Below are 19235 nucleotides of genomic sequence, written 5' to 3'. Positions count from 1 at the left end.
CTAAAGTTCCACACCTCCTTTCGTCTTTGAACCATGCCCTCCCACCCCGGGAGGGTTAAAAGACGACAAGGAGTCTGCCGCAATGTTCGCGCCTTTTACCCGTTCCATGACCATTACCTTCGGTCTGTTCAGTCTTGCGCTGAGCCCGGATCTGCTGGCTGAAATCGACCCCGGACAAGCCTCCAGCAAAGCCCTGGAGCTGGGCGCGACCACTATCAGCGCCGACGGCCTTGGGTCCACCACCGAGCACACCGGTGCCTACACCACCGGTTCGATGAATACCGCCACCCGCCTGAACCTTTCCATCAAGGAAACCCCGCAATCGATCTCGGTGATCACACGCCAGCAGATGGATGACTTCAACCTCAACACCTTGACCGAAGTGCTGCGCCAGACCACCGGCATCAACGTTCAACATAACGATTCGGACCGTGTCTACTACTCCTCCCGCGGTTACGGCATCAACAACTTCCAGGTTGATGGGATGCTCAACACATTCGGCTACATGAAGTCCGACGCCGACACCATCATCTACGACCGTATCGAAGTGGTACGCGGCGCCACGGGCCTGACCACAGGCGCGGGCGACCCATCGGCCACCGTAAACATGGTGCGCAAGCGCCCTACTGCCCAATGGCAGGCACAGACCGGTGTGAGTGGCGCCAGCCATGACAACTACTACAGCTACATCGACGTAGGTGGGCCTTTGGCGTTCGACGGTAAGCTGCGCGGGCGTAGCGTCCTGGCCTACCGTGACAGCAAATCCTTTCGCGATAACTATGGGCTGCAGCGCGCAGTTGGCTACGGCATTCTCGAAGGTGACCTTTCAGACGATACGGTGCTGGCTGTAGGTTTTGATTACCAGGACAAACAGGTACAAGGCACCTCCTGGGGCACTGTGCCCTACTGGAACAGCCAGGGCGGCAAGGCAAGGTTGCCTCGCTCCACCAATATGGCGGCGCACTGGAGCTCCTGGCCGCTGACTGACAAGACCACCTTCGCCACCCTCGACCATCGGCTCGGCGGCGACTGGCATTTGAAGGCTGCCTATACCCATCGCCAAAGTGACACCGACGGCAAGGTCTACTACGGCGGCACCGGTTTTCCCAATGCGGACCGCAGCGGCATGACGGCCTGGGCCAGTCATATGCGCGGTACGTCGCGGATGGAAGCCATCGACTTCAACCTGGCCGGCAGCTACACCCTGCTGGGCCGCGAACACGGGTTGATGATGGGCTATGGCGAGGCCGCCCAACGGGACGTCTCGCCCTTTATGCGTAACGACCTGCCTGCCAGCTACTACCCCATCGAGGATTGGAAGCACATGGGCGATATCGGCAAGTTCGCCGACACGGTCACCGACCTCAAGGGCGAACACAGCAAAAAACAGCAGAAAGCCGGCTACCTCGCCACTCGACTGAGCCTTACAGACCGCTTGCACGCCGTGCTGGGTAGCCGCTACGGCAGCTGGGAGCTGGAAAGCGCCACGCCTGAATACAACGACAATGATCAACTGACGGCTGCCGGCAAAACACGCCAGACCCACAACGACATGTGGACGCCCTACGCCGGGCTGCTCTATGACATCACCCCGCAGTACACCGTTTACGCAAGCTACACCGATATCTTCAAGCCGCAAGACAGGCGTGACGTCAACAAGAAGTACCTGGAACCGGTGGTGGGCAGCAATTATGAGGTGGGGCTCAAGGGCAGCCTGCTCAATGAACGTCTGAACCTGGCGGCCGCCTATTTCTGGAGCACCCAGGACAACGTTGCAGAGCGCGATGACTCGGTCCCTCCCAACCCCGTCACTGGCGAGGAGTACTACAAGTCTGGCGGCAAGGGTAACAAGGTCAACGGCTTCGAATTGGAAGCCGCAGGCGAAATCCGGCCGGACTGGAACCTGACCGCCGGCTACACCTACACCCACTCGCTTAATGGCTCAGACAAACGTACCAATACGGGCCAGCCCTTGAACCTGTTGAAGGTTTCCAGCGCCTATCGCCTGCCGGGCGCATGGCGCAACCTCACCGTCGGTGGCGCGGTGAACTGGCAAAGCGAAATCTACGATTTCGGTAACCGGCCCACAGGGGCACGCAATAGCGAAGGTCGGCCGATAACCACGCGGGCGAAGATCACGCAACAGGGTTACACCGTGGTCAACCTGATGTCACGCTACCAGTTCGACGAACAGGTTTCCGCCTCGGTTAACGTTAACAATCTATTTGATAAAAAATATTACGAACGTGTCGGCTTTTATAATGGTGTGTATTGGGGTGACCCGCGATCTATCACGCTTGCATTGGACTGGAAGCTGTAGTCGCTCCCTGCGAAGTTAACAAAATCGTTAACTTCGCAGTGCCTGTCAGTTAATTCCCACTTAATAAGATAGCGCCATAGTCGCTCCATGATTCTGATCAAGGAACGGCCAGACACCTATCACTCTTAATGGGAATACCGCGATGAAAATCTCGACGTTGATGCTTGCCAGCCTGATGACCCTGACCTCCGCCGCTGCCTTCGCAGAGGGCGGTTCAGAGCGTTCGAAGGAGTTCTACGACAACTTCAGCTTCATTCAACAGCAAACTCACGGCACAGCAGAGCAACGAATGGCCTCTGCCGACGGGAAGACGTTGAAAGTCGATACCGTCAGCCAGGAACAACCGAACAGTTGATTTAATGCTTAGTTAATCCGTAATACCCTGCGCCATCCCGCTCCGTTGGCAAAGGTTTATTGGGCGCCATCTAATGGCGCCTTTTTTTCGCCAGTCATTTATGACAGCGACTTGCTCCAAAACAACATATGGCCATACTTCGGATCAAATACTGAATCATCGAACCCGAACTTGCGATACGCCGATTGCGCCAGTTCATTGCCCTCAAGCACTTCCAGAGTAATCTTGCAGCAGCCCCTCTGGCGGGCGATTTCTTCGACCTTCTGCAGCATTTTCTGGCTCAAGCCCAAGCCACGAAACTGTTCCCTCACCATCACATCGTGAACGTTGACCAGCGGGCGGCAAGCAAACGTCGAGAAGCCCTCAAAACAATTGACCAACCCCGCCGGTTCGCCACCGACAAATGCCAGCACGCTGAACGCATGAGGACGCTTGGCCAGTTCAGCCGGCAGTTGCTGCAACAGATCGGCTGACAAGGCGTGGCCGCCGCCCATCGGGTCTTGCGCATAGTGGTTGAGCAGCAAGCCGATGGCGTTGGCGTGCACCTCGTTGGTATAGCTGGCTTGCAGCACCAGGATGTCTGGGGTGTCCATTTCCTTCCTCGATAACGACAACCAGGGATTCGTTCCCCTTTGAGAGCCTCGATTGTAAGCGTGGAGTCGGCAGTAGATGAAGGAGATTAACTACAAATATCTGACAGAAATTGCGAAGGTTGCTCGCATCAAATCGCGCAAAAGCCCCTGGAGTGGGGATTTTTCCTAGACAGCAAAGCGCTGCAGTTGCATCTCTTGCAAGCGGCTCAGGGTGCGACGAAATGGAAACTCCAGGTAGCCTTCGGTGTACAGGCACTCCAAGGGCACCCGGGCCTCGATAAAGAGTGGCACCTTGCGGTCGTAGCATTCGTCCACCAAGGCGATAAAGCGCCGCACGCTGTCATCATGAACCGACAGTTGCGGCAATTGGCGGTCCCCGGCCATCACACGCTCGGCGCCGTCCTCGGTGCCACGGGCAATCCGCCCCGGGCGCTGTTGGGCGCTGAGGTTCGGGACCTCACCCAGGAGGATGGCCTCGAAGCGATCGCACAGCAGCATGAAGTCCATCGCGGCCAGGGGTTGCTCGCACAGTTCGGCGTAACGACACCAGAGCACCGTATCACTGGCCTGCACCGCCACAATGGAGCGGTACCCCACGCTCACCGCCCCGCTGCTTACGGCCTGGCCTTGGCTCAATTGCTTGAACACCGCAGCCAGTGCATTCGGTTGATTCACCCAATAGCGTTGCTGCCCCACCCCCGGATGCAGGCGATGATCTTCGCCACCGTCCACCGCCACCACTTGCATATGCTGCTGGAGCGCGTCGATGCCCGGCAGAAAACGCTCGCGATTGAAGCCATCGGCATACAACTGATCAGGCGGCTGGTTGGAGGTGCACACCATTACCACGCCTTGCTCGAACATCACCTGGAACAGCCGCCCGAGGATGATCGCGTCGCCGATATCATTGACAAACAGTTCATCGAAGCACAGCACGCGCACTTCCTGGCTCAGCTCCTGAGCCAGCGCCCGCAAAGGATCCTGGGTTCCGGTGAGCTGGAACAAGCGCTGATGCACCCACCCCATGAAGTGATGAAAATGCTGACGCCGCGCGGGCACACGCAGGCTTTGGTGGAACTGGTCCATCAGCCAGGTCTTGCCACGCCCCACCGGCCCCCACAGATAGACCCCGGCAACTGGCGAATGGCCTTGATGCAACCCCTCGTGACAGGCTTGCAAAGCCTGCACCGCCCGACGCTGGGCGTCGTCGGAGACGAAGCCTTGCTGGGCGATAGCGTGCTGGTAGGCAATGAGGGGCGAGTCGAACGTCATGTCAGATGCTGCTCTGCGGACTAAATATGAGAGGGAGGCATGCCCCCGATGAGCCTGGTTTGTAGCCACCAACGCTAACCACGATGCGAAGCGAGCCGCTCTTGACCTTGATCTGCTTTTGATCTCAGGCGCCCCGTTAAACCACGCTGGCCGAAATTCGACAGGGATTTGGGGGGTAAACCGGCAGGGATGCCGGTTTAGCCGCCCCGCGCCATGGATGGCGCGTGGCGGCGGCCCCCCAAATCACTGGCGGATTACGGGCACACCGAGCCTAAGCGAGGTGCCGAGTGGTGGGGCAAGAGCCCTTTTGGTTACTTTTGGCTGGGCCGGCATTCCGGGCTCTTTTCCAAAAGTGACCCGCTGTAAAAGCGGAACCAATATCAGCCGTTACCGCAGCAATGGATATGTACTCGGTATAACTGTGTCGGCTGCCTGGCCGCCTTCGCGAGCAAGCCCGCTCCCACATTTTGCCCCCGGAACATCAGGCAGAAAACGTTACGCCAGGCTCTTGCTGACCACCTCATACACATCGCTGGACAGCTCGCCACACGCGAGAATGCGCTCCAGCTGCGCCTTCATCAGCGCCTGGCGTGCGCTGTCATACTTGCGCCAGCGCGTCAGCGGCGCCAGTTGGCGCGAGGCGATCTGCGGGTTCAAGGTGTTGAGCTCGATCACCAGATCCGCCAGGAAGCGATAACCCGAGCCATCCGCCGCATGGAAGTTGACCAGATTCTGGCCGGCGAATGCGCCGATCAAGGCGCGCACCTTGTTCGGGTTCTTGATGGTGAACGCCGGGTGTCCCATCAACGCCTTGACCCGCGCCAGCCCGCCCGGCAACGTGCTGCCGGCCTGAACACTGAACCACTGGTCCATGACCAACGGGTTGTCCTTGAAGTTCTCGGCAAACACCGCCAGCGCCTGGGCCTTTTCCGCTTCGAACGGCGAGTTCACCAGCACCGCAAGGGCCGTCAGGCGTTCGGTCATGTTATCGCTGGTGTCGAACTGATCCAGGGTGGCCGCCAATACTTCTGGCTTGCCGCTGAGCATCAGGTACGACAACGCGATGTTCTGCAAGGCACGGCGGGCAAAGTGCTCGGCCTCTGCCACGTACGGCGTTTGCTTGGACAGCTCACGATTGGCCTGGTAGCGCAGCCACAAGCCTTCGAACAGGTTCTCGGCCAGTTGCTTGCGGGCATATTCACGGGCCGCGTGGATCGCATCCACATCCGCCACTTCGCTGATTTCCGTCAGGTAGGCTTCACTTGGCAGCGAGAGCATTTCCGCGACCATGGCCTGGTCGAGACTTTCGTCGCTCAATACCGTGCGCAGCGCATCGATCAGGCGCTGGTCCAGCTTCAGCGGCTGGCCTGCCTGATGCTGGGCGATCAGTTCCTGCAACACCTGCACCGACAGCTGCTGGCCGGCATCCCAGCGGTTGAAGCCGTCGCTGTCGTGCTGCATCAGGAACATCAACTGATCGCGGTTATACGGGAAGCTCAATTTCACCGGCGCCGAAAACCCACGCAACAGCGAAGGCAACGGCTTTTCAGCGACATCGACGAAGGTGAACGTCTGCTCGGCTTCAGTCACCGAGATCACGCGTGAGGTGCCTGCAGCTGTAGCCTCACCGGCCAGGCGCAAGTTGATTGCGGCGCCCTGCCCGTCCAGCAGGCCCAATTCCACCGGGATCACGAACGGCAGTTTTTCGACCTTGTCCGGCGTTGGCGGGCAGCTCTGGCGGAAGGTCAGGCTGTAGGTCCTGGCCGCCGCGTCGTAGGACTCGCTCACCGCCAAGCGTGGCGTACCCGCCTGGCTGTACCAGCGTTTGAACTGGCTGAGGTCGGCGCCATTGGCGTCTTCCATGGCCTTGATAAAGTCGTCGCAGGTCACGGCCTGACCGTCATGGCGTTCGAAGTACAGGTCACTGCCTTTGCGGAAGCCTTCGGCGCCGAGCAAGGTGTGGATCATGCCGACTACTTCCGAGCCCTTTTCGTAAACGGTCAGGGTGTAGAAGTTGGAGATCTCGATAAAGCTGTCCGGGCGCACCGCGTGGGCCATAGGGCCAGCGTCTTCGGCGAACTGGTGCGTACGCAGATAGGCCACATCCTGAATGCGCTTGACCGTGGCCGAGTTCATGTCGGCGGAGAAGCCCGAATCACGGAACACGGTGAAGCCTTCCTTGAGCGACAACTGGAACCAGTCGCGGCAGGTCACGCGGTTGCCCGACCAGTTGTGGAAGTATTCGTGGGCGACGATGGCTTCGACGCGCTGGTGGGCGGCGTCGGTAGCGGTTTCGGCGCGGGCCAGCACGGCGCTGGAGTTGAAGATATTGAGGCCCTTGTTCTCCATAGCGCCCATGTTGAAATCGTTGACCGCCACGATCATGAAGATATCCAGGTCGTACTCGCGGCCGTAGGTTTCTTCGTCCCAGCGCATGGATTTCTTCAGGCTGGTCATGGCGTGCTGGCACTTGTCGATGTTTTCCGGCTCGACGTAGATGCGCAACGCGACTTCGCGATTGGTCATGGTGGTGAAGCTGTCTTCGACGCACCACAGGTCACCGGCCACCAGCGCAAACAGGTACGCCGGCTTCTTGAACGGATCTTCCCAGGTCGCCCAGTGCCGGCCGTCTTCGCCAGGGCCACTGGCAATCGGATTGCCGTTGGACAACAGCACCGGGTAGCTATGCTGCTCGGCGATCACCGTGGTGGTGAACACGCTCATTACGTCCGGGCGGTCGAGGTAGTAAGTGATCTTGCGAAAGCCCTCGGCCTCGCACTGGGTGCAGAACATACCGCTGGATTTGTACAAACCTTCCAGGGCAGTGTTGGTTTCCGGATGGATCTTGACGGTGGTGTCGAGGGTGAAGGTCTCACTCTTTGGCTGCACGGTCAGGTGGCTGTCGGTCAACTGGTAGTCAGCGTCCGTCAGCGGCTGGTCGGCCAGGTTGACGCTCAACAGCTCAAGTTGCTGGCCGTCGAGTACCAAGGGCGGCAAACCGGCGCCGCGCTCGGGGTTGCGGCGCAGCACCAGCTGCGCGTGGACCAGGCTGTGGTCCTCGAACAACTCGAAGGTCAGGTGCGTCTCGTCGATCAGGTAGTCCGGCGCCTGATAGTCCTTAAGGTAAATCATCTTCGGTTGTTCGGTGCGCATGCTTGGGATCCTTCTACTGATGCACGGCGAGCTGGTAGGCCGTGTATTTACGAATATTGATGACGCCGGTATCGAAGATCAGGTATTGGCCCTTGATCCCCAGCAGCGTGCCTTCGGCAATCGGGTTCTTGTCCAGGTTGAAGCTGACGATCTTGGTCGGATACTGCTCGACCGGGTAGCGGATTTCAATCGGCTCGATGTCGGCAATGGTTTGGATGGCTTGCAGGCCAAAGCGTTCCTGCAAACCCAGCAAGCCTTCGGCGCAGGAGGCGAACAGCTCATCGCGCACCTGCTTGAGGTCCACCGATTGCGCGTCGCCCTTGAGCAAGGCGCGCCAGTTGGTCTTGTCGGCCACCTGGCTGCGGAACAGGTCTTCGACGAAACCGGACTGCTGGCGAGTCGCTACACGCATGATCGGCAAGGCCTGGCTGGCACCCTGGTCCAGCCAGCGGGTGGGCAGTTGGGTAGCGCGAGTAATGCCGACCTTGATCCCCGACGAGTTGGCCAGGTACACCACATGGTCGGTCATGCAGAATTTTTCGCCCCAGCCTGGATCACGGCAGGTACCCGCGTCGTAATGACAACGCTCGGGGCTCATGATGCACAGGTCACACTGGGCCAGCTTGGTCATGCACGGGTAGCAATACCCTTGACTGAAGCTGGTCTTGGTCTTGCGCCCGCAGTGGCTGCAATGAATGGCACCCAGGTACTCCAGGCGCACATGGGTGCCGATCATCGGATTGACCGGCACCTCGACATCGCCCAGGCGAAACGCATATTGAACAGTCGGCTCACCAAGTTGCGCCGACATTTTGCTGACTGCACCGCGACCAATTTCAATCAATGGATCGCATCCGACTTGAACAGGATGTTCGCCACCGGCTCCGACTTGGACGCGCATTCCTGCGGGCCCATATAGCCGGTACGCTGCTCTTCGGGCAGGTTCTGGATCTCCCAGGCGATCATCGCTTGCAGGGACAATTCGCGCTGTTCGGCGGTGAGCTTGCGGCCATCGGACCATTTGCCGATTTCCACGGCGAGCTTGAGGCTTTCGTAGATATCGGGGGTGATGTTTTCGATCATTTCAGCAAAAGAGGACATTCGGCTCTTCCTTATCAAATAGACGATTTGCGACGGTTGTACAGCCCGCCGAGCAAACCGGTGAGGCAACCGATAACCAGGCCGCCGACATGGGCCGCGTTGGCGATTTGGCCGAAGCCGATCATCGAGACCAGCCCCGACAGGCAGAGCAGCAGCCACACCAGCATCATCACCAGCACCCCACGGGGCAGGCGATAGGCTGGGTTGGGTGACAATAGTTGAAAGATCCAGCAATGCCCGAGCAGGCCATACAACACACCGGACAAGCCACCGAACAGGCCAGGGCCGCCATAAGCGTATTGCGCGTAGTTGGAGACCAGGCTGAACAACAGGGTCAGCCCCAGCAAGTTGATACTGCCCTGGCGCGCTTCGATGCGCCGGCCCAACTCCCAGTACCACATGCCGTTCATGGCCAGGTGCAGGATGCCGAAGTGGATCAGCATCGGCGTGACCAATCGCCACCACTGCCCTGAAGCGAGCGTGTCGGCCAGCGGTGTGAACTGGATGTACTCGCCCAGCACCCGGAACGGCAGGAACGTCAGCCAGGCCATGGCTTGCAGGTTTTCACCAAGCAGGGTCACGGCGCCGACAATCAGGCTGGCCAACAGCACCAGCGCGGTGACAGGGCTATGACGCAGCTGCTGGACGAAACCTGGCCGTGCAACTGGCGCCTGTTCAGGAATATCCAGCTGCTGGTCCGGGTCGCCGGCAGGAAAGCGTTGATACAACACGCGCACGTCATCGCTGATGGTTTCAGGCACCCACAACACTTGCTCACCCGCCTCTTCACTGACGCGATGGGGCACCTGCATGCGTTGCAGCAACTTGACGAAACCACCCAGGTCGACACTCAGGGGCAAGCGCAATACGGCTACGGTACTCATGGAATGGCCTCGGGTCGCTCAACGTCGACCCATACAAATTTACGCGGATCCAGTTGGGTTTCCTGGTCGAGTCGATACGCCACCAGCTTGCCGTACAGCACCGCGCTGTAGTCCAGGCAGGCCAGGTTCGGGCGGATCGGCGCCGGTTTGCCACTGCGCCAGTAATGGCCGACGAACAACAACGGCTCGTCGACGCCGTAGCGCAGCAGGGAATTCTTTTCGGTGGACGACAACGGCGTGCGCGCCACCGGCTCTGGCAAAGCGTCGGGCTGGAACACGATGTCACCGTAGGTCTTGGGGTCATCTTCCCAGAACTTGGTGCGGAAGAACGACCGCGTCAAGCCATCGCCGCCGGTCAGGGTCAGGCCGTCGGGCAGGCGCATATCGGTGCCGCGCAACAGCCGATCGAAGGCGTTGCAGGCGAAGCTGCCCGGTACGGCGGCGGCTTGCAGGAAGTGCTGGTCGATGCAGCCATCCGGGAAGGTGGCGCGCAATGGCTGGATGAAGCCTTCATCCCAGCACGCGTGCACCACGCGAAAACGCCCGGCATCGACAAACAGCGGCATGTCGTAGAACCAGCCGAGGAAGTCGTGCCAGTCGGCCGGGTGGTGCTCGAACTGGGTCAGGGTCTCTTGGATCAACCGCGCATGACGTGGGTTGTGCTCGCGCACGAACTGCCTGCCGCTGCCGGGTGGTGCCGGGGTGGTCCAGCCCAGCGCATTGAACTCATGGTTGCCCATGATGCACAGCGCCTGGCCGGCCTCGGTCATATCATGGACGATATGCAGCGCCTCGCGGATGCGTGGGCCACGGTCGATGATGTCGCCCAGGAACACCGCCATGCGCGACGGATGGCGCCAGGTGCCGCCCTGCTTGTGGTAACCCAATTGGTCGAGCAAGTGCTCAAGGGTATGAGCGCAACCGTGCACGTCACCAATCAGGTCGTAGCTACGCGCGGGATCGAGCATCAGTCGCCCCCACCCCCCAAGCGGCTGCCCCAGCCCAACTTGGTACGGCACACTTCGTAGTAGTTGTGATCCAGCGGGTGGATCAAGCGCAACTTCTGTGCCTTCTTGCTCACGGTGATGGTGTCACCGGGGGCGCAGGTGAAATGGTTCTGCCCGTCGCAGGAGACTTGCGGGTAGATCTGCATGTCTTTGGACACCACGATTTTCAATTCACTGTTGCCATCGACCACAATCGGTCGACTGGACAACATATGGGGGTACATCGGCACGATCACAATGGCATCAAGCTTAGGGTGCATGATCGGGCCACCGGCCGATAGCGCATACGCGGTGGAGCCGGTAGGCGTGGCGACAATCAGGCCGTCGGCCTTCTGGCTGCACACGAACTGGCCGTCGATATACAGCTCGAACTCGATCATCCGCGTGGATTTGCCCGGGTGCAGCACCACATCGTTGAGGGCATCGCCCTGGCCGATCGCCTCGCCATGGCGGCGCACTTCGGCTTGCAGCAGGAAGCGGTTTTCCACCAGGTAATGGCCGTCGAGCACCTTGGCCACTTCGACTTCCAGCTCATCGGGGCGGATATCGGTCAGAAACCCCAGGCTGCCGCGGTTGATCCCCAGCACCGGCACGTTATGCCGCGCCAGCGCCCGGGCGGCACCGAGCAGGCTGCCATCGCCGCCGACCACGATGACCATGTCGCAGACCTCGCCGAGCATCTTGCGCGACGAGGTCTGCAGGCCGTGGCCCGGGAGGATTTCGGCGATGGTGTCTTCGAGGATCACATGCAGGTGGCGCTCGAGCAGAAACTTCTTCAGCCGGCGGACGGTGTCCAACACCTGGGTACTGCCCAGGCGACCGATAATGCCGATATTGCGAAATTGCTCCATGGGGCTCCTGCGGGATTTGGGGTGCGGCAAAAAAGAACGATTATGGGCGAAAGGCCGCCTCAGGCAAAATCCTTTGTCGCCGCCGCGCCTTGATGACAATGGTTCTCAGGCACCTTCACCCGGCTGAAAAGGCTATGCTCGGACCATGACCGTGTTCTCTGGCTTGCACAACTTGCCCCGCCAATTGCGCCACCCCGAGGTGCGCGACCTGGCGTGGGTGATCCTCGCCCCGCCCATGCTGGCGCAAACGCCGTGGCCGCAGCGCCACCCGCTGGCCGGCAGTGACTGGGTGCAGGCGCCACACCGGCTTGAGCATTGGCTGCGTGCGCTTGATCAGGACAGCAGCGCCTTGCAGCAGTGGCTCAGCCTGTCGCGCACGAGGCGCCTGGGCCTCTATTACGAGCGCCTTTGGCAGTTTGCCGTGCAGCACGCGCCGGGCGTGGAATTGCTGGCCGCCAACCTGCCGATCCGCCGCGCCGGGCATACCCTGGGCGAACTGGACATGCTGTTGCGCGACCGCGATGGCGTGCACCATCTGGAACTGGCGATCAAACTCTATCTTGGCCCACAGGACGGCAATGGCCAGGACACCGCGCAATGGCTCGGCCCGGGCTGCCATGACCGGCTGGACCGCAAGCTGGCGCACCTTGCCGAACATCAACTGCCGATTTCTGCGCGGGCCGAGAGCCGCGACGCCTTGGCGGCGCTGGATATCCAGGTATTCGATGCGCATTTGTGGCTGGGCGGTTATCTGCTCTATCCCTGGCCTGGCACGGCGCCCCCCCCAATCGGCGCCCACCCGCAGCATCTGCGTGGTTGCTGGTTGCATCAGCGTGACTGGTCGGATTTTGTCAGCACCCGCCCACCCGGCCACTGGCAACCCCTGCCCCGCCACGCCTGGTTGGCACCTGCGCATTACACGGCGGATCAAGTGTGGAGTGAAGCGCAGATGCAAAGCTGGCTGAAGGACCTGGATCCGATGGCACCGGCGCAGTTACTGGTTCGGATGGTGCAGAACGGTGAGGACTGGGAGGAAGCGGAGCGGTTGTTTCTGGTGGCGGATCTTTGGCCGAATGTGCCGGGGGCAGGCTGATAAATCCTCGGTGTATTCAAGGCAGCCATCGGGGGCAAGCCCCCTTCCACAAGGTAGTGCGGCGCACTGAAAAATGTGGGAGGGGGCTTGCTCCCGATGGCGATTGCCCAGGCACTACACATCATCGATATGCTGATAATCCAACTGCAACCCCATCGCCAACTCCTGAGCCCGTCCCAACCTGATCGGCCCGCGCTCAATGTCTACCAGTAACCCCGGACACTCCAACGGCGGCAACCCATCAATGGCTTTGAGCCGACCATCAGTGATCACCAGCAATCGCTGTTGCTGCGCCGGGTAACGCTTGCGCCGCGCTTTGAGCCACTGCCCGGCCTCGCTCAAGGCGGCGAGCAATGGCGTACCGCCACCGGCGCCTAACTGCTCCAGCCAACCCGTCAAGCCCTTTGCCGCCTTCAAGCCCTGCACCTGCCACTTCGGCGCTGATCCGCTGGCCGTCAACAGCGCCATGCGCGCCCGTTGCCGATAAGCGTCGTCGAACAGCTGAGCCAACAAACCCTTGGCATCGGTCAACGCCCGATGGCGCCGGGTGGACGCCGAGGCATCGACGATTACCAACCACAGTTCCGGCGCCGAACGGCTACGCAGGTGGAACAGCAGATCATCACGGCATTGTGGCCGTCCACCGAGCAAAGTACCCGGCCAATTGATCCTGCCTTTCTGTGCGCTGCGCGCCTTGCCCTGCCTGCCGTTGTCCAGTCGCCCCGCCTGGGGCCGGGCATCCGCCCCCGCGTCAGGTCGGGGGCGAATGCCTAGGGCTTTTTTGGCCAGGCCGGCACATCGCGGCGGGCGCCCGTGGGCAAGGCCGGCGCAGGCATATCGCCCCATTGGCCTTGGCCGGGCGAGCTTTCAGACGGTTTCGACGACTGCCCTTGATTCGGCGGTGCGGCCGCGGGCGTTTGCTGCTGACGACGATGGCGCAAGGCAAACTCGGCCACCGCTTCAATGTCTTGCTCGGCAATGGCTGAAGCGCCTCGCCACGCCGCATGGGCTCGGGCGCCACGCAGCCAGACCAGGTCGGCGCGCATACCGTCCACGCCTGCGGCAAAGCAACGTTCGGTAATCTGCGCCAACGCGTGATCGTCCAGGTCGATGCTGTCGAGTCGCGCCCGCGCCTGCGTGCAGCGTTCGCGCAACTCGGCTTGCGGCGCGGCCCACTGCGCGCAGAAGGCCGCCGGATCACTGTCGAAATCCAGACGACGACGAATGATCTGCCCACGTTCGGCGGGCAAGGTCTGCCCGCTCAGCGCCACATTGAAACCAAAGCGGTCGAGCAACTGCGGGCGCAACTCGCCCTCCTCCGGGTTCATGGTGCCGATCAGCACAAAGCGCGCCGAATGCCGATGGGAAATACCGTCGCGCTCGATCAGGTTGGTGCCGCTGGCGGCCACGTCCAACAGCAGGTCCACCAAATGGTCGGCCAGCAGGTTGACTTCATCCACATACAGCACGCCGCCGTCAGCCTTGGCCAACACGCCAGGGGAAAATTGTGCACGGCCTTCGCCCAGTGCGGCATCCAGGTCCAACGTGCCGACCAGGCGTTCCTCGGTCGCTCCCAGGGGCAAAGTCACGAACTGGCCACTGGCGAGGAGGTCCGCCAGCCCACGGGCCAGGGTCGACTTGGCCATGCCTCGCGGGCCTTCGATCAGCACGCCGCCGATGCGGGGGTCGATGGCGGTCAGGCACAGCGCCAGTTTCAGGTCGTCAGCACCGACCACGGCGGACAGCGGAAAATGGGGAATCTCGGTCATCAGCTGTCTTCTTCTATATCCAGCAAGAGGTTTTCCAGTGCTTCGCGATAAGCCCCCGGCGCCTGCCACATGCCCCGCTGCTGGGCTTCGAGCATACGCTCGGTCATGTCGCGCAGGGCAGCGGGGTTGTGCTGCTGCACAAACGCCCGGGTGTCAGGGTCCAGCAGGTAGGCATCGGCGAGCAGTGCATATTGATGGTCGTCGATCAACGCGGTGGTGGCGTCGAAAGCGAACAGGTTGTCCACGGTCGCGGCCATTTCAAACGCGCCTTTATAGCCATGGCGTTTCACGCCTTCGATCCACTTGGGGTTGGCGGCGCGGGCGCGGATCACCCGGTTCAGCTCTTCCTTCAAGGTGCGGATTCTGGGCAAGTCCGGCTGACTGTGGTCGCCATGATAACTGGCGGCCTTGTCACCGCTGAGGGTTTCCACGGCGGCGAGCATACCGCCCTGGAATTGGTAGTAATCATTGGAATCGAGCAAGTCGTGCTCGCGGTTGTCCTGGTTCTGCAACACCGCCTGCACTTGGCTCAGGCGCTGGGCAAACTGCTCGCGGGCGGCGGTGCCTTCATCGGAGCCCCCGTAGGCATAGCCGCCCCAGTTGAGGTAGACCTCGGCCAAGTCCTCGCGGCTCTGCCACAGACGCCCGTCAACCGCGCCCTGCACGCCCGCGCCATAGGCGCCCGGTTTGGCGCCGAAGATGCGCCAGCCGGCCTGCTTGGCCGCAGCCTCTGCATTCAGGCCCGACTCAACCAGCGCCTGGCGCTCGCTGCGCACCTTGGCGGCCAACGGGTTCATGTCGTCCGGTTCATCCAAGGCCGCCACCGCCTGCACCGCTGCGTCGAACAGGCGGATCAGGTTGGCGAAGGCATCGCGGAAGAAGCCGGACACGCGCAGGGTCACGTCGACACGCGGGCGATCCAGCAGGCTGATCGGCAGGATTTCAAAATCGTCGACCCGCTGGCTGCCGGTGGCCCATACCGGGCGCACGCCCATCAGCGCCATGGCCTGGGCGATATCATCACCGCCGGTGCGCATGGTGGCCGTGCCCCATACCGACAGGCCGAGTTGGCGCAAATGGTCGCCGTGGTCTTGCAGGTGGCGCTCAAGAATCAGGTTGGCCGATTGGAAACCGATGCGCCAGGCTGTGGTGGTTGGCAGGTTGCGTACGTCCACGGTAAAGAAGTTACGCCCGGTCGGCAGCACATCCAGGCGTCCGCGACTGGGCGCACCGCTGGGCCCTGCCGGGACGAAGCGCCCGCTCAAGGCATCGAGCAGGCCGCGCATTTCCGCCGGGCCGCAGGCGTCCAGGCGTGGCGCCACCACGATGCGCAGGCTTTCGACGACCGACTTGACGTCCTCCCAGCCAGGCTCTTCCAACTGCTCGACAGGGCCTTCCAGCGCCTGCTCGATCAAGCGCGTTGCGTAAAGCTCCAGGCGTTCGCGGGTATCGCCGGCGGTGCGCCACAACTGCCCGTCGATCTTTTGCAGTACCTGGGGGCGCCGCCCCGTCCATGGTTCGGCCAAGGCGCAATCGAGCGGATCGAAGCCCAGTTCGAAGGCCTTGGCCAGCACCCGCAACAGGCTCGATTGCGGGCCACGGCCATCGCCACGCGGAATGCGCAGCAACGCCAGCAAGGTGTCGATGCGCAAGCGGCCCTCGGGCGACTCGCCAAAGACATGCAGGCCGTCGCGGATCTGCGACTCCTTCAAATCGCACAGGTAGGTGTCCAGGCGCGGCAACCAGATGTCGGCGTCAGTCTCGCTGTCCAGCTCCAGCTCTTGGTCGATGCGGGTTTCGCGCACCAGCTTGAGAATGTCTTTTTGCAACTCAAGGGCGCGGCGCGGGTCGAGCAATTGCGCCTCGTAATACTCGTCGGCCAACAACTCAAGGTTACGCAATGGGCCGTAGGTTTCGGCACGGGTCAACGGTGGCATCAGATGGTCGATGATCACGGCCTGGGTACGCCGCTTGGCCTGGGCGCCCTCGCCCGGGTCGTTGACGATAAACGGGTAGATATTGGGCAGCGGCCCCAGCAATGCATCCGGCCAGCAGTTTTCCGACAGGCCCACGCCCTTGCCCGGCAACCACTCCAGGTTGCCGTGCTTGCCCACATGAATCACGCCGTGTGCGCCGTAGGTGTGACGCAGCCAGAAATAGAACGCCAGGTACCCATGGGGCGGCACCAGGTCCGGGTCGTGGTACACGGCACTCGCGTCCACCTGGTAACCCCGGGCCGGCTGGATGCCGACGAAGGTCAGGCCCAGGCGCAGGCCGGCGATCATCATGCGGCCGTCGCGGAACATTGGATCGTTTTGTGGAGCACCCCAACGTTGCAGCACGGCCTGGCGATTGGACTCGGGCAGTCGATCGAACAACGCCTGGTACTCGGCCAGGCCCAGGCTTTGATGGCACGGGCGCTGGTCGAGGCTGTCGAGGTCGTTGGTGACACCGCCGAGCAGCTCGTGGATCAGTGCGGTGCCGCTGTCCGCAAGCGCCGGCGCCACCGGATAGCCTTCAACCTGCAAGGCCCGCAGGATATTCAGCGCCGCTGCTGGCGTGTCCAGGCCCACACCGTTACCGATGCGACCGTCACGGGTCGGGTAGTTGGCGAGGATCAGGGCGATGCGTTTGTCGGCATTCGGCACCCGGGCCAAGTCAACCCAACGCCGCGCCAGTTCAGCGACAAAATCCATGCGCTCGGGCGCTGCGCGGTAGCACACCACGTCAGACTGGCTGCGCTCGCTGCGCCAGGCCAGGTCCTTGAAGCTGATCGGCCGGCTGATGATGCGCCCATCCAGCTCGGGCAAGGCAATATGCATGGCCAGGTCGCGGGGGCCGAGCCCCTGTTCGCTTGCCTCCCAGCCGGGTTGATTATCCTGGGCGCAGATCGCCTGGATCACCGGGACGTTGCGCCGAAACGGTCGCAGATGCGGCGCTTCGGGGCTGGATTGGGCAAAGCCTGTGGTGTTGAGGATCACCGCGACTTGCACGTCGTCCAACAGGTCCTCGACCACTGTGAGGCAACCGGGCTCTTTCAAACTGGCCACTGCGATGGGCAATGGGTTCAGGCCCGCTGCCTGCAAGCGCTGGCAGAACACATCGATAAACCCGGTATTGGCCGCCTGCAAGTGGGAGCGGTAGAACAGCACCGCGGCCACGGGAAAGTCGGCGCGCCAATCCGCCTGCCAGTCATTGAGGCGGGCATTGGCTTTGTGCGGGTGATAGATCGCCGTACGCGGCAAGGTTTGTGGCTCGGCCCAGGCATAGTCGCGGCCCAGATGGGCGCTGGCCAGGCAGTGATAAAAGTCCAATGCATTGCCCAGGCCACCCTGGCGCAAAAAGTGCCACAGACGCTCGCGCTGTTCAGCAGCAACGGTGCTCAGGCCGCTGAGTTCCGGGTCTGGACGATCATCCCCCGGCACCAGGATCAACGTGACGCCACGCTCGGCCAGCTCTACCAGGCGCTCGATGCCGTAGCGCCAATAACCAATGCCGCCATGCAAGGAAATCAGGATGACCTTGGCGTGACGCAACACCTCATCGACGTACAGGTCGACCGAGGCGTGGTTCTGCACCTGCATCGGGTTGGCCAGGCGCAGGCTGGGGTAATCCTCGGGCAACTGCTGGGCGGCTTCGGCCAGCAGCGCCAGGCTGGAGTCACCGCTGCACAGGATCACCAGCTCGGCGGGGGTTTGGCCAAGGTCGGCAATATTGTCGTCCGCGACGAAACCACCGGGTTGGGTCCTGAGCAGGTGCATGGTTAAACGCTGAGGGCAGCGCGCAATTGCGCTTCAAGGCCAGCGGCGTCCAGCTCCTGACCGATCAGCACCAGGCGCGTGATACGCGCTTCATCGGCACCCCAGGCACGGTCGAAGTGCTTGTCAAAGCGTGTGCCCACGCCCTGGATCAGCAGGCGCATCGGCTTGTTCGGGATAGCAGCAAAGCCTTTGACGCGCAAAATGCCGTGTTGCACCACCAATTGGGTCAGGGCGTCCAGCAACAGTGCTTCGTCGGCTTGAGGCAGGTCGATGGAGATGGAGTCGAAAGCATCGTGATCGTGGTCGTCTTCGCCTTCATGGTGATGATCGTGATGGCTGTGGCGAGCGTCGATATGCTCTTCGGAGCCGGCACCCAGGCCGATCAGCACGTCCAATGGCAGGCGACCGCTGCTGGCTTCGATGATCTTAACCGCCGGCGGCAGCTCCTCGGCCACTTCCAGGCGCACGCGGGCCAGGTCTTCGGTGCTGATCAGGTCGGCTTTGTTGAGGATCACCAGGTCGGCGCTGGCCAGTTGGTCGGCGAACAGCTCGTGCAAAGGCGACTCGTGGTCCAGGTTCGGGTCCAGTTTGCGCTGGGCGTCGACTTGATCCGGGAACGCAGCGAAAGTGCCGGCGGCCACGGCCGGGCTGTCGACCACCGTGATCACCGCGTCAACCGTGCAGGCGCTGCGGATTTCCGGCCACTGGAACGCTTGCACCAGGGGTTTGGGCAAAGCCAGGCCCGAGGTTTCGATCAGGATATGGTCAAGGTCACCACGACGAGCGACCAGTTCGCGCATCACCGGGAAGAACTCTTCCTGCACGGTGCAGCACAGGCAGCCGTTGGCCAGTTCGTACACGCGGCCGTTGGCTTCTTCTTCGGTACACCCGATGGAGCATTGCTTGAGGATTTCGCCGTCAATGCCCAGTTCGCCGAACTCGTTGACGATCACGGCTATGCGACGGCCCTGGGCGTTATCGAGCATGTGGCGCAGCAACGTGGTCTTGCCCGAGCCGAGGAAGCCGGTAACGATGGTGACGGGGAGTTTGGCCAGTGTTTTCATCGGATGCCCTTT

15 protein-coding genes are annotated in these 19235 nt (G+C 61.7%); 3 read left to right on the top strand and 12 right to left on the bottom strand.

Translation table 11 applies throughout. The features are described 5' to 3' along the window. The first annotated feature begins 82 nt into the window (after positions 1-82). Positions 83-2320, top strand: coding sequence for a TonB-dependent siderophore receptor (locus tag FW800_RS07860; protein ID WP_446437358.1), 2238 nt, complete (start codon positions 83-85; stop codon positions 2318-2320). Between the two features lie 142 nt (positions 2321-2462). Further along, complete coding sequence (locus FW800_RS07855) at positions 2463-2675, top strand: hypothetical protein (RefSeq protein WP_032875909.1); 213 nt, start codon at positions 2463-2465, stop codon at positions 2673-2675. Positions 2676-2773: 98 nt separating this feature from the next. On the opposite strand, the gene FW800_RS07850 is transcribed toward FW800_RS07855, so the two are convergent. The 8 genes from FW800_RS07850 to FW800_RS07815 all read right to left on the bottom strand — a co-directional run bounded on the left by FW800_RS07850 (position 2774) and on the right by FW800_RS07815 (position 11536). Continuing rightward, a complete protein-coding gene (locus FW800_RS07850) occupies positions 2774-3268 on the bottom strand; it encodes a GNAT family N-acetyltransferase (protein ID WP_032875912.1) in 495 nt (164 codons plus the stop codon). Between the two features lie 165 nt (positions 3269-3433). Continuing rightward, positions 3434-4540 (bottom strand): cell division protein ZapE, encoded by a 1107-nt coding sequence (gene zapE, locus FW800_RS07845; protein ID WP_446437357.1) that lies wholly within the window; start codon positions 4538-4540, stop codon positions 3434-3436. 495 nt (positions 4541-5035) lie between these two features. Further along, complete coding sequence (gene pepN / locus FW800_RS07840) at positions 5036-7693, bottom strand: aminopeptidase N (protein ID WP_446437356.1); 2658 nt, start codon at positions 7691-7693, stop codon at positions 5036-5038. A 13-nt stretch (positions 7694-7706) separates the two neighbouring features. Continuing rightward, positions 7707-8537: a DUF2797 domain-containing protein gene (locus tag FW800_RS07835; RefSeq protein WP_446437355.1), complete on the bottom strand. Its 831-nt coding sequence runs from the start codon at positions 8535-8537 to the stop codon at positions 7707-7709. Beyond that, on the bottom strand, positions 8534-8794 hold the full coding sequence (locus FW800_RS07830; RefSeq protein ID WP_005788688.1) for a YeaC family protein: 261 nt from the start codon (positions 8792-8794) through the stop codon (positions 8534-8536). The genes FW800_RS07835 and FW800_RS07830 overlap by 4 nt, the downstream gene beginning before the upstream one ends. Before the next feature lie 14 nt (positions 8795-8808). After that, positions 8809-9678 carry a rhomboid family intramembrane serine protease gene (locus tag FW800_RS07825; protein WP_032875921.1) on the bottom strand — a complete coding sequence of 290 codons (870 nt, stop codon included), beginning with the start codon at positions 9676-9678 and terminating at the stop codon, positions 8809-8811. Continuing rightward, positions 9675-10649, bottom strand: coding sequence for a metallophosphoesterase (locus tag FW800_RS07820; RefSeq protein WP_164699547.1), 975 nt, complete (start codon positions 10647-10649; stop codon positions 9675-9677). Before FW800_RS07820 ends, FW800_RS07825 begins: the two co-directional genes overlap by 4 nt. Beyond that, positions 10646-11536, bottom strand: a complete 891-nt coding sequence (locus tag FW800_RS07815; protein WP_003217892.1) for an NAD(+) kinase — start codon at positions 11534-11536, stop codon at positions 10646-10648. Before FW800_RS07815 ends, FW800_RS07820 begins: the two co-directional genes overlap by 4 nt. 145 nt (positions 11537-11681) lie before the next feature. On the opposite strand from FW800_RS07815, the gene FW800_RS07810 reads away from it, so the two are divergent. Beyond that, complete coding sequence (locus tag FW800_RS07810) at positions 11682-12629, top strand: DUF1853 family protein (protein WP_446437354.1); 948 nt, start codon at positions 11682-11684, stop codon at positions 12627-12629. A gap of 114 nt (positions 12630-12743) precedes the next feature. Here FW800_RS07810 and FW800_RS07805 read toward each other — a convergent pair whose 3' ends face one another. The 4 genes from FW800_RS07805 to cobW are packed head-to-tail and all read right to left on the bottom strand — an operon-like array spanning position 12744 to position 19223. After that, positions 12744-13346: a vWA domain-containing protein gene (locus FW800_RS07805; protein WP_032880973.1), complete on the bottom strand. Its 603-nt coding sequence runs from the start codon at positions 13344-13346 to the stop codon at positions 12744-12746. A gap of 53 nt (positions 13347-13399) precedes the next feature. Continuing rightward, positions 13400-14398 carry an ATP-binding protein gene (locus tag FW800_RS07800; protein WP_446437353.1) on the bottom strand — a complete coding sequence of 333 codons (999 nt, stop codon included), beginning with the start codon at positions 14396-14398 and terminating at the stop codon, positions 13400-13402. Beyond that, the gene (cobN, locus tag FW800_RS07795; protein ID WP_446437352.1) at positions 14398-18159 is read right to left on the bottom strand and encodes a cobaltochelatase subunit CobN; all 3762 of its coding nucleotides are present in this window, start codon (positions 18157-18159) and stop codon (positions 14398-14400) included. The genes FW800_RS07800 and cobN overlap by 1 nt, the downstream gene beginning before the upstream one ends. Positions 18160-18161: 2 nt before the next feature. Then, positions 18162-19223: a cobalamin biosynthesis protein CobW gene (gene cobW, locus FW800_RS07790; protein WP_032875935.1), complete on the bottom strand. Its 1062-nt coding sequence runs from the start codon at positions 19221-19223 to the stop codon at positions 18162-18164. Positions 19224-19235 lie beyond the last annotated feature (12 nt).

Source organism: Pseudomonas sp. 910_23 (genome assembly GCF_052850795.1).
The sequence above is the reverse complement of the archived record's forward strand: the minus strand, read 5'-3'. Positions and strand labels throughout refer to the sequence as shown.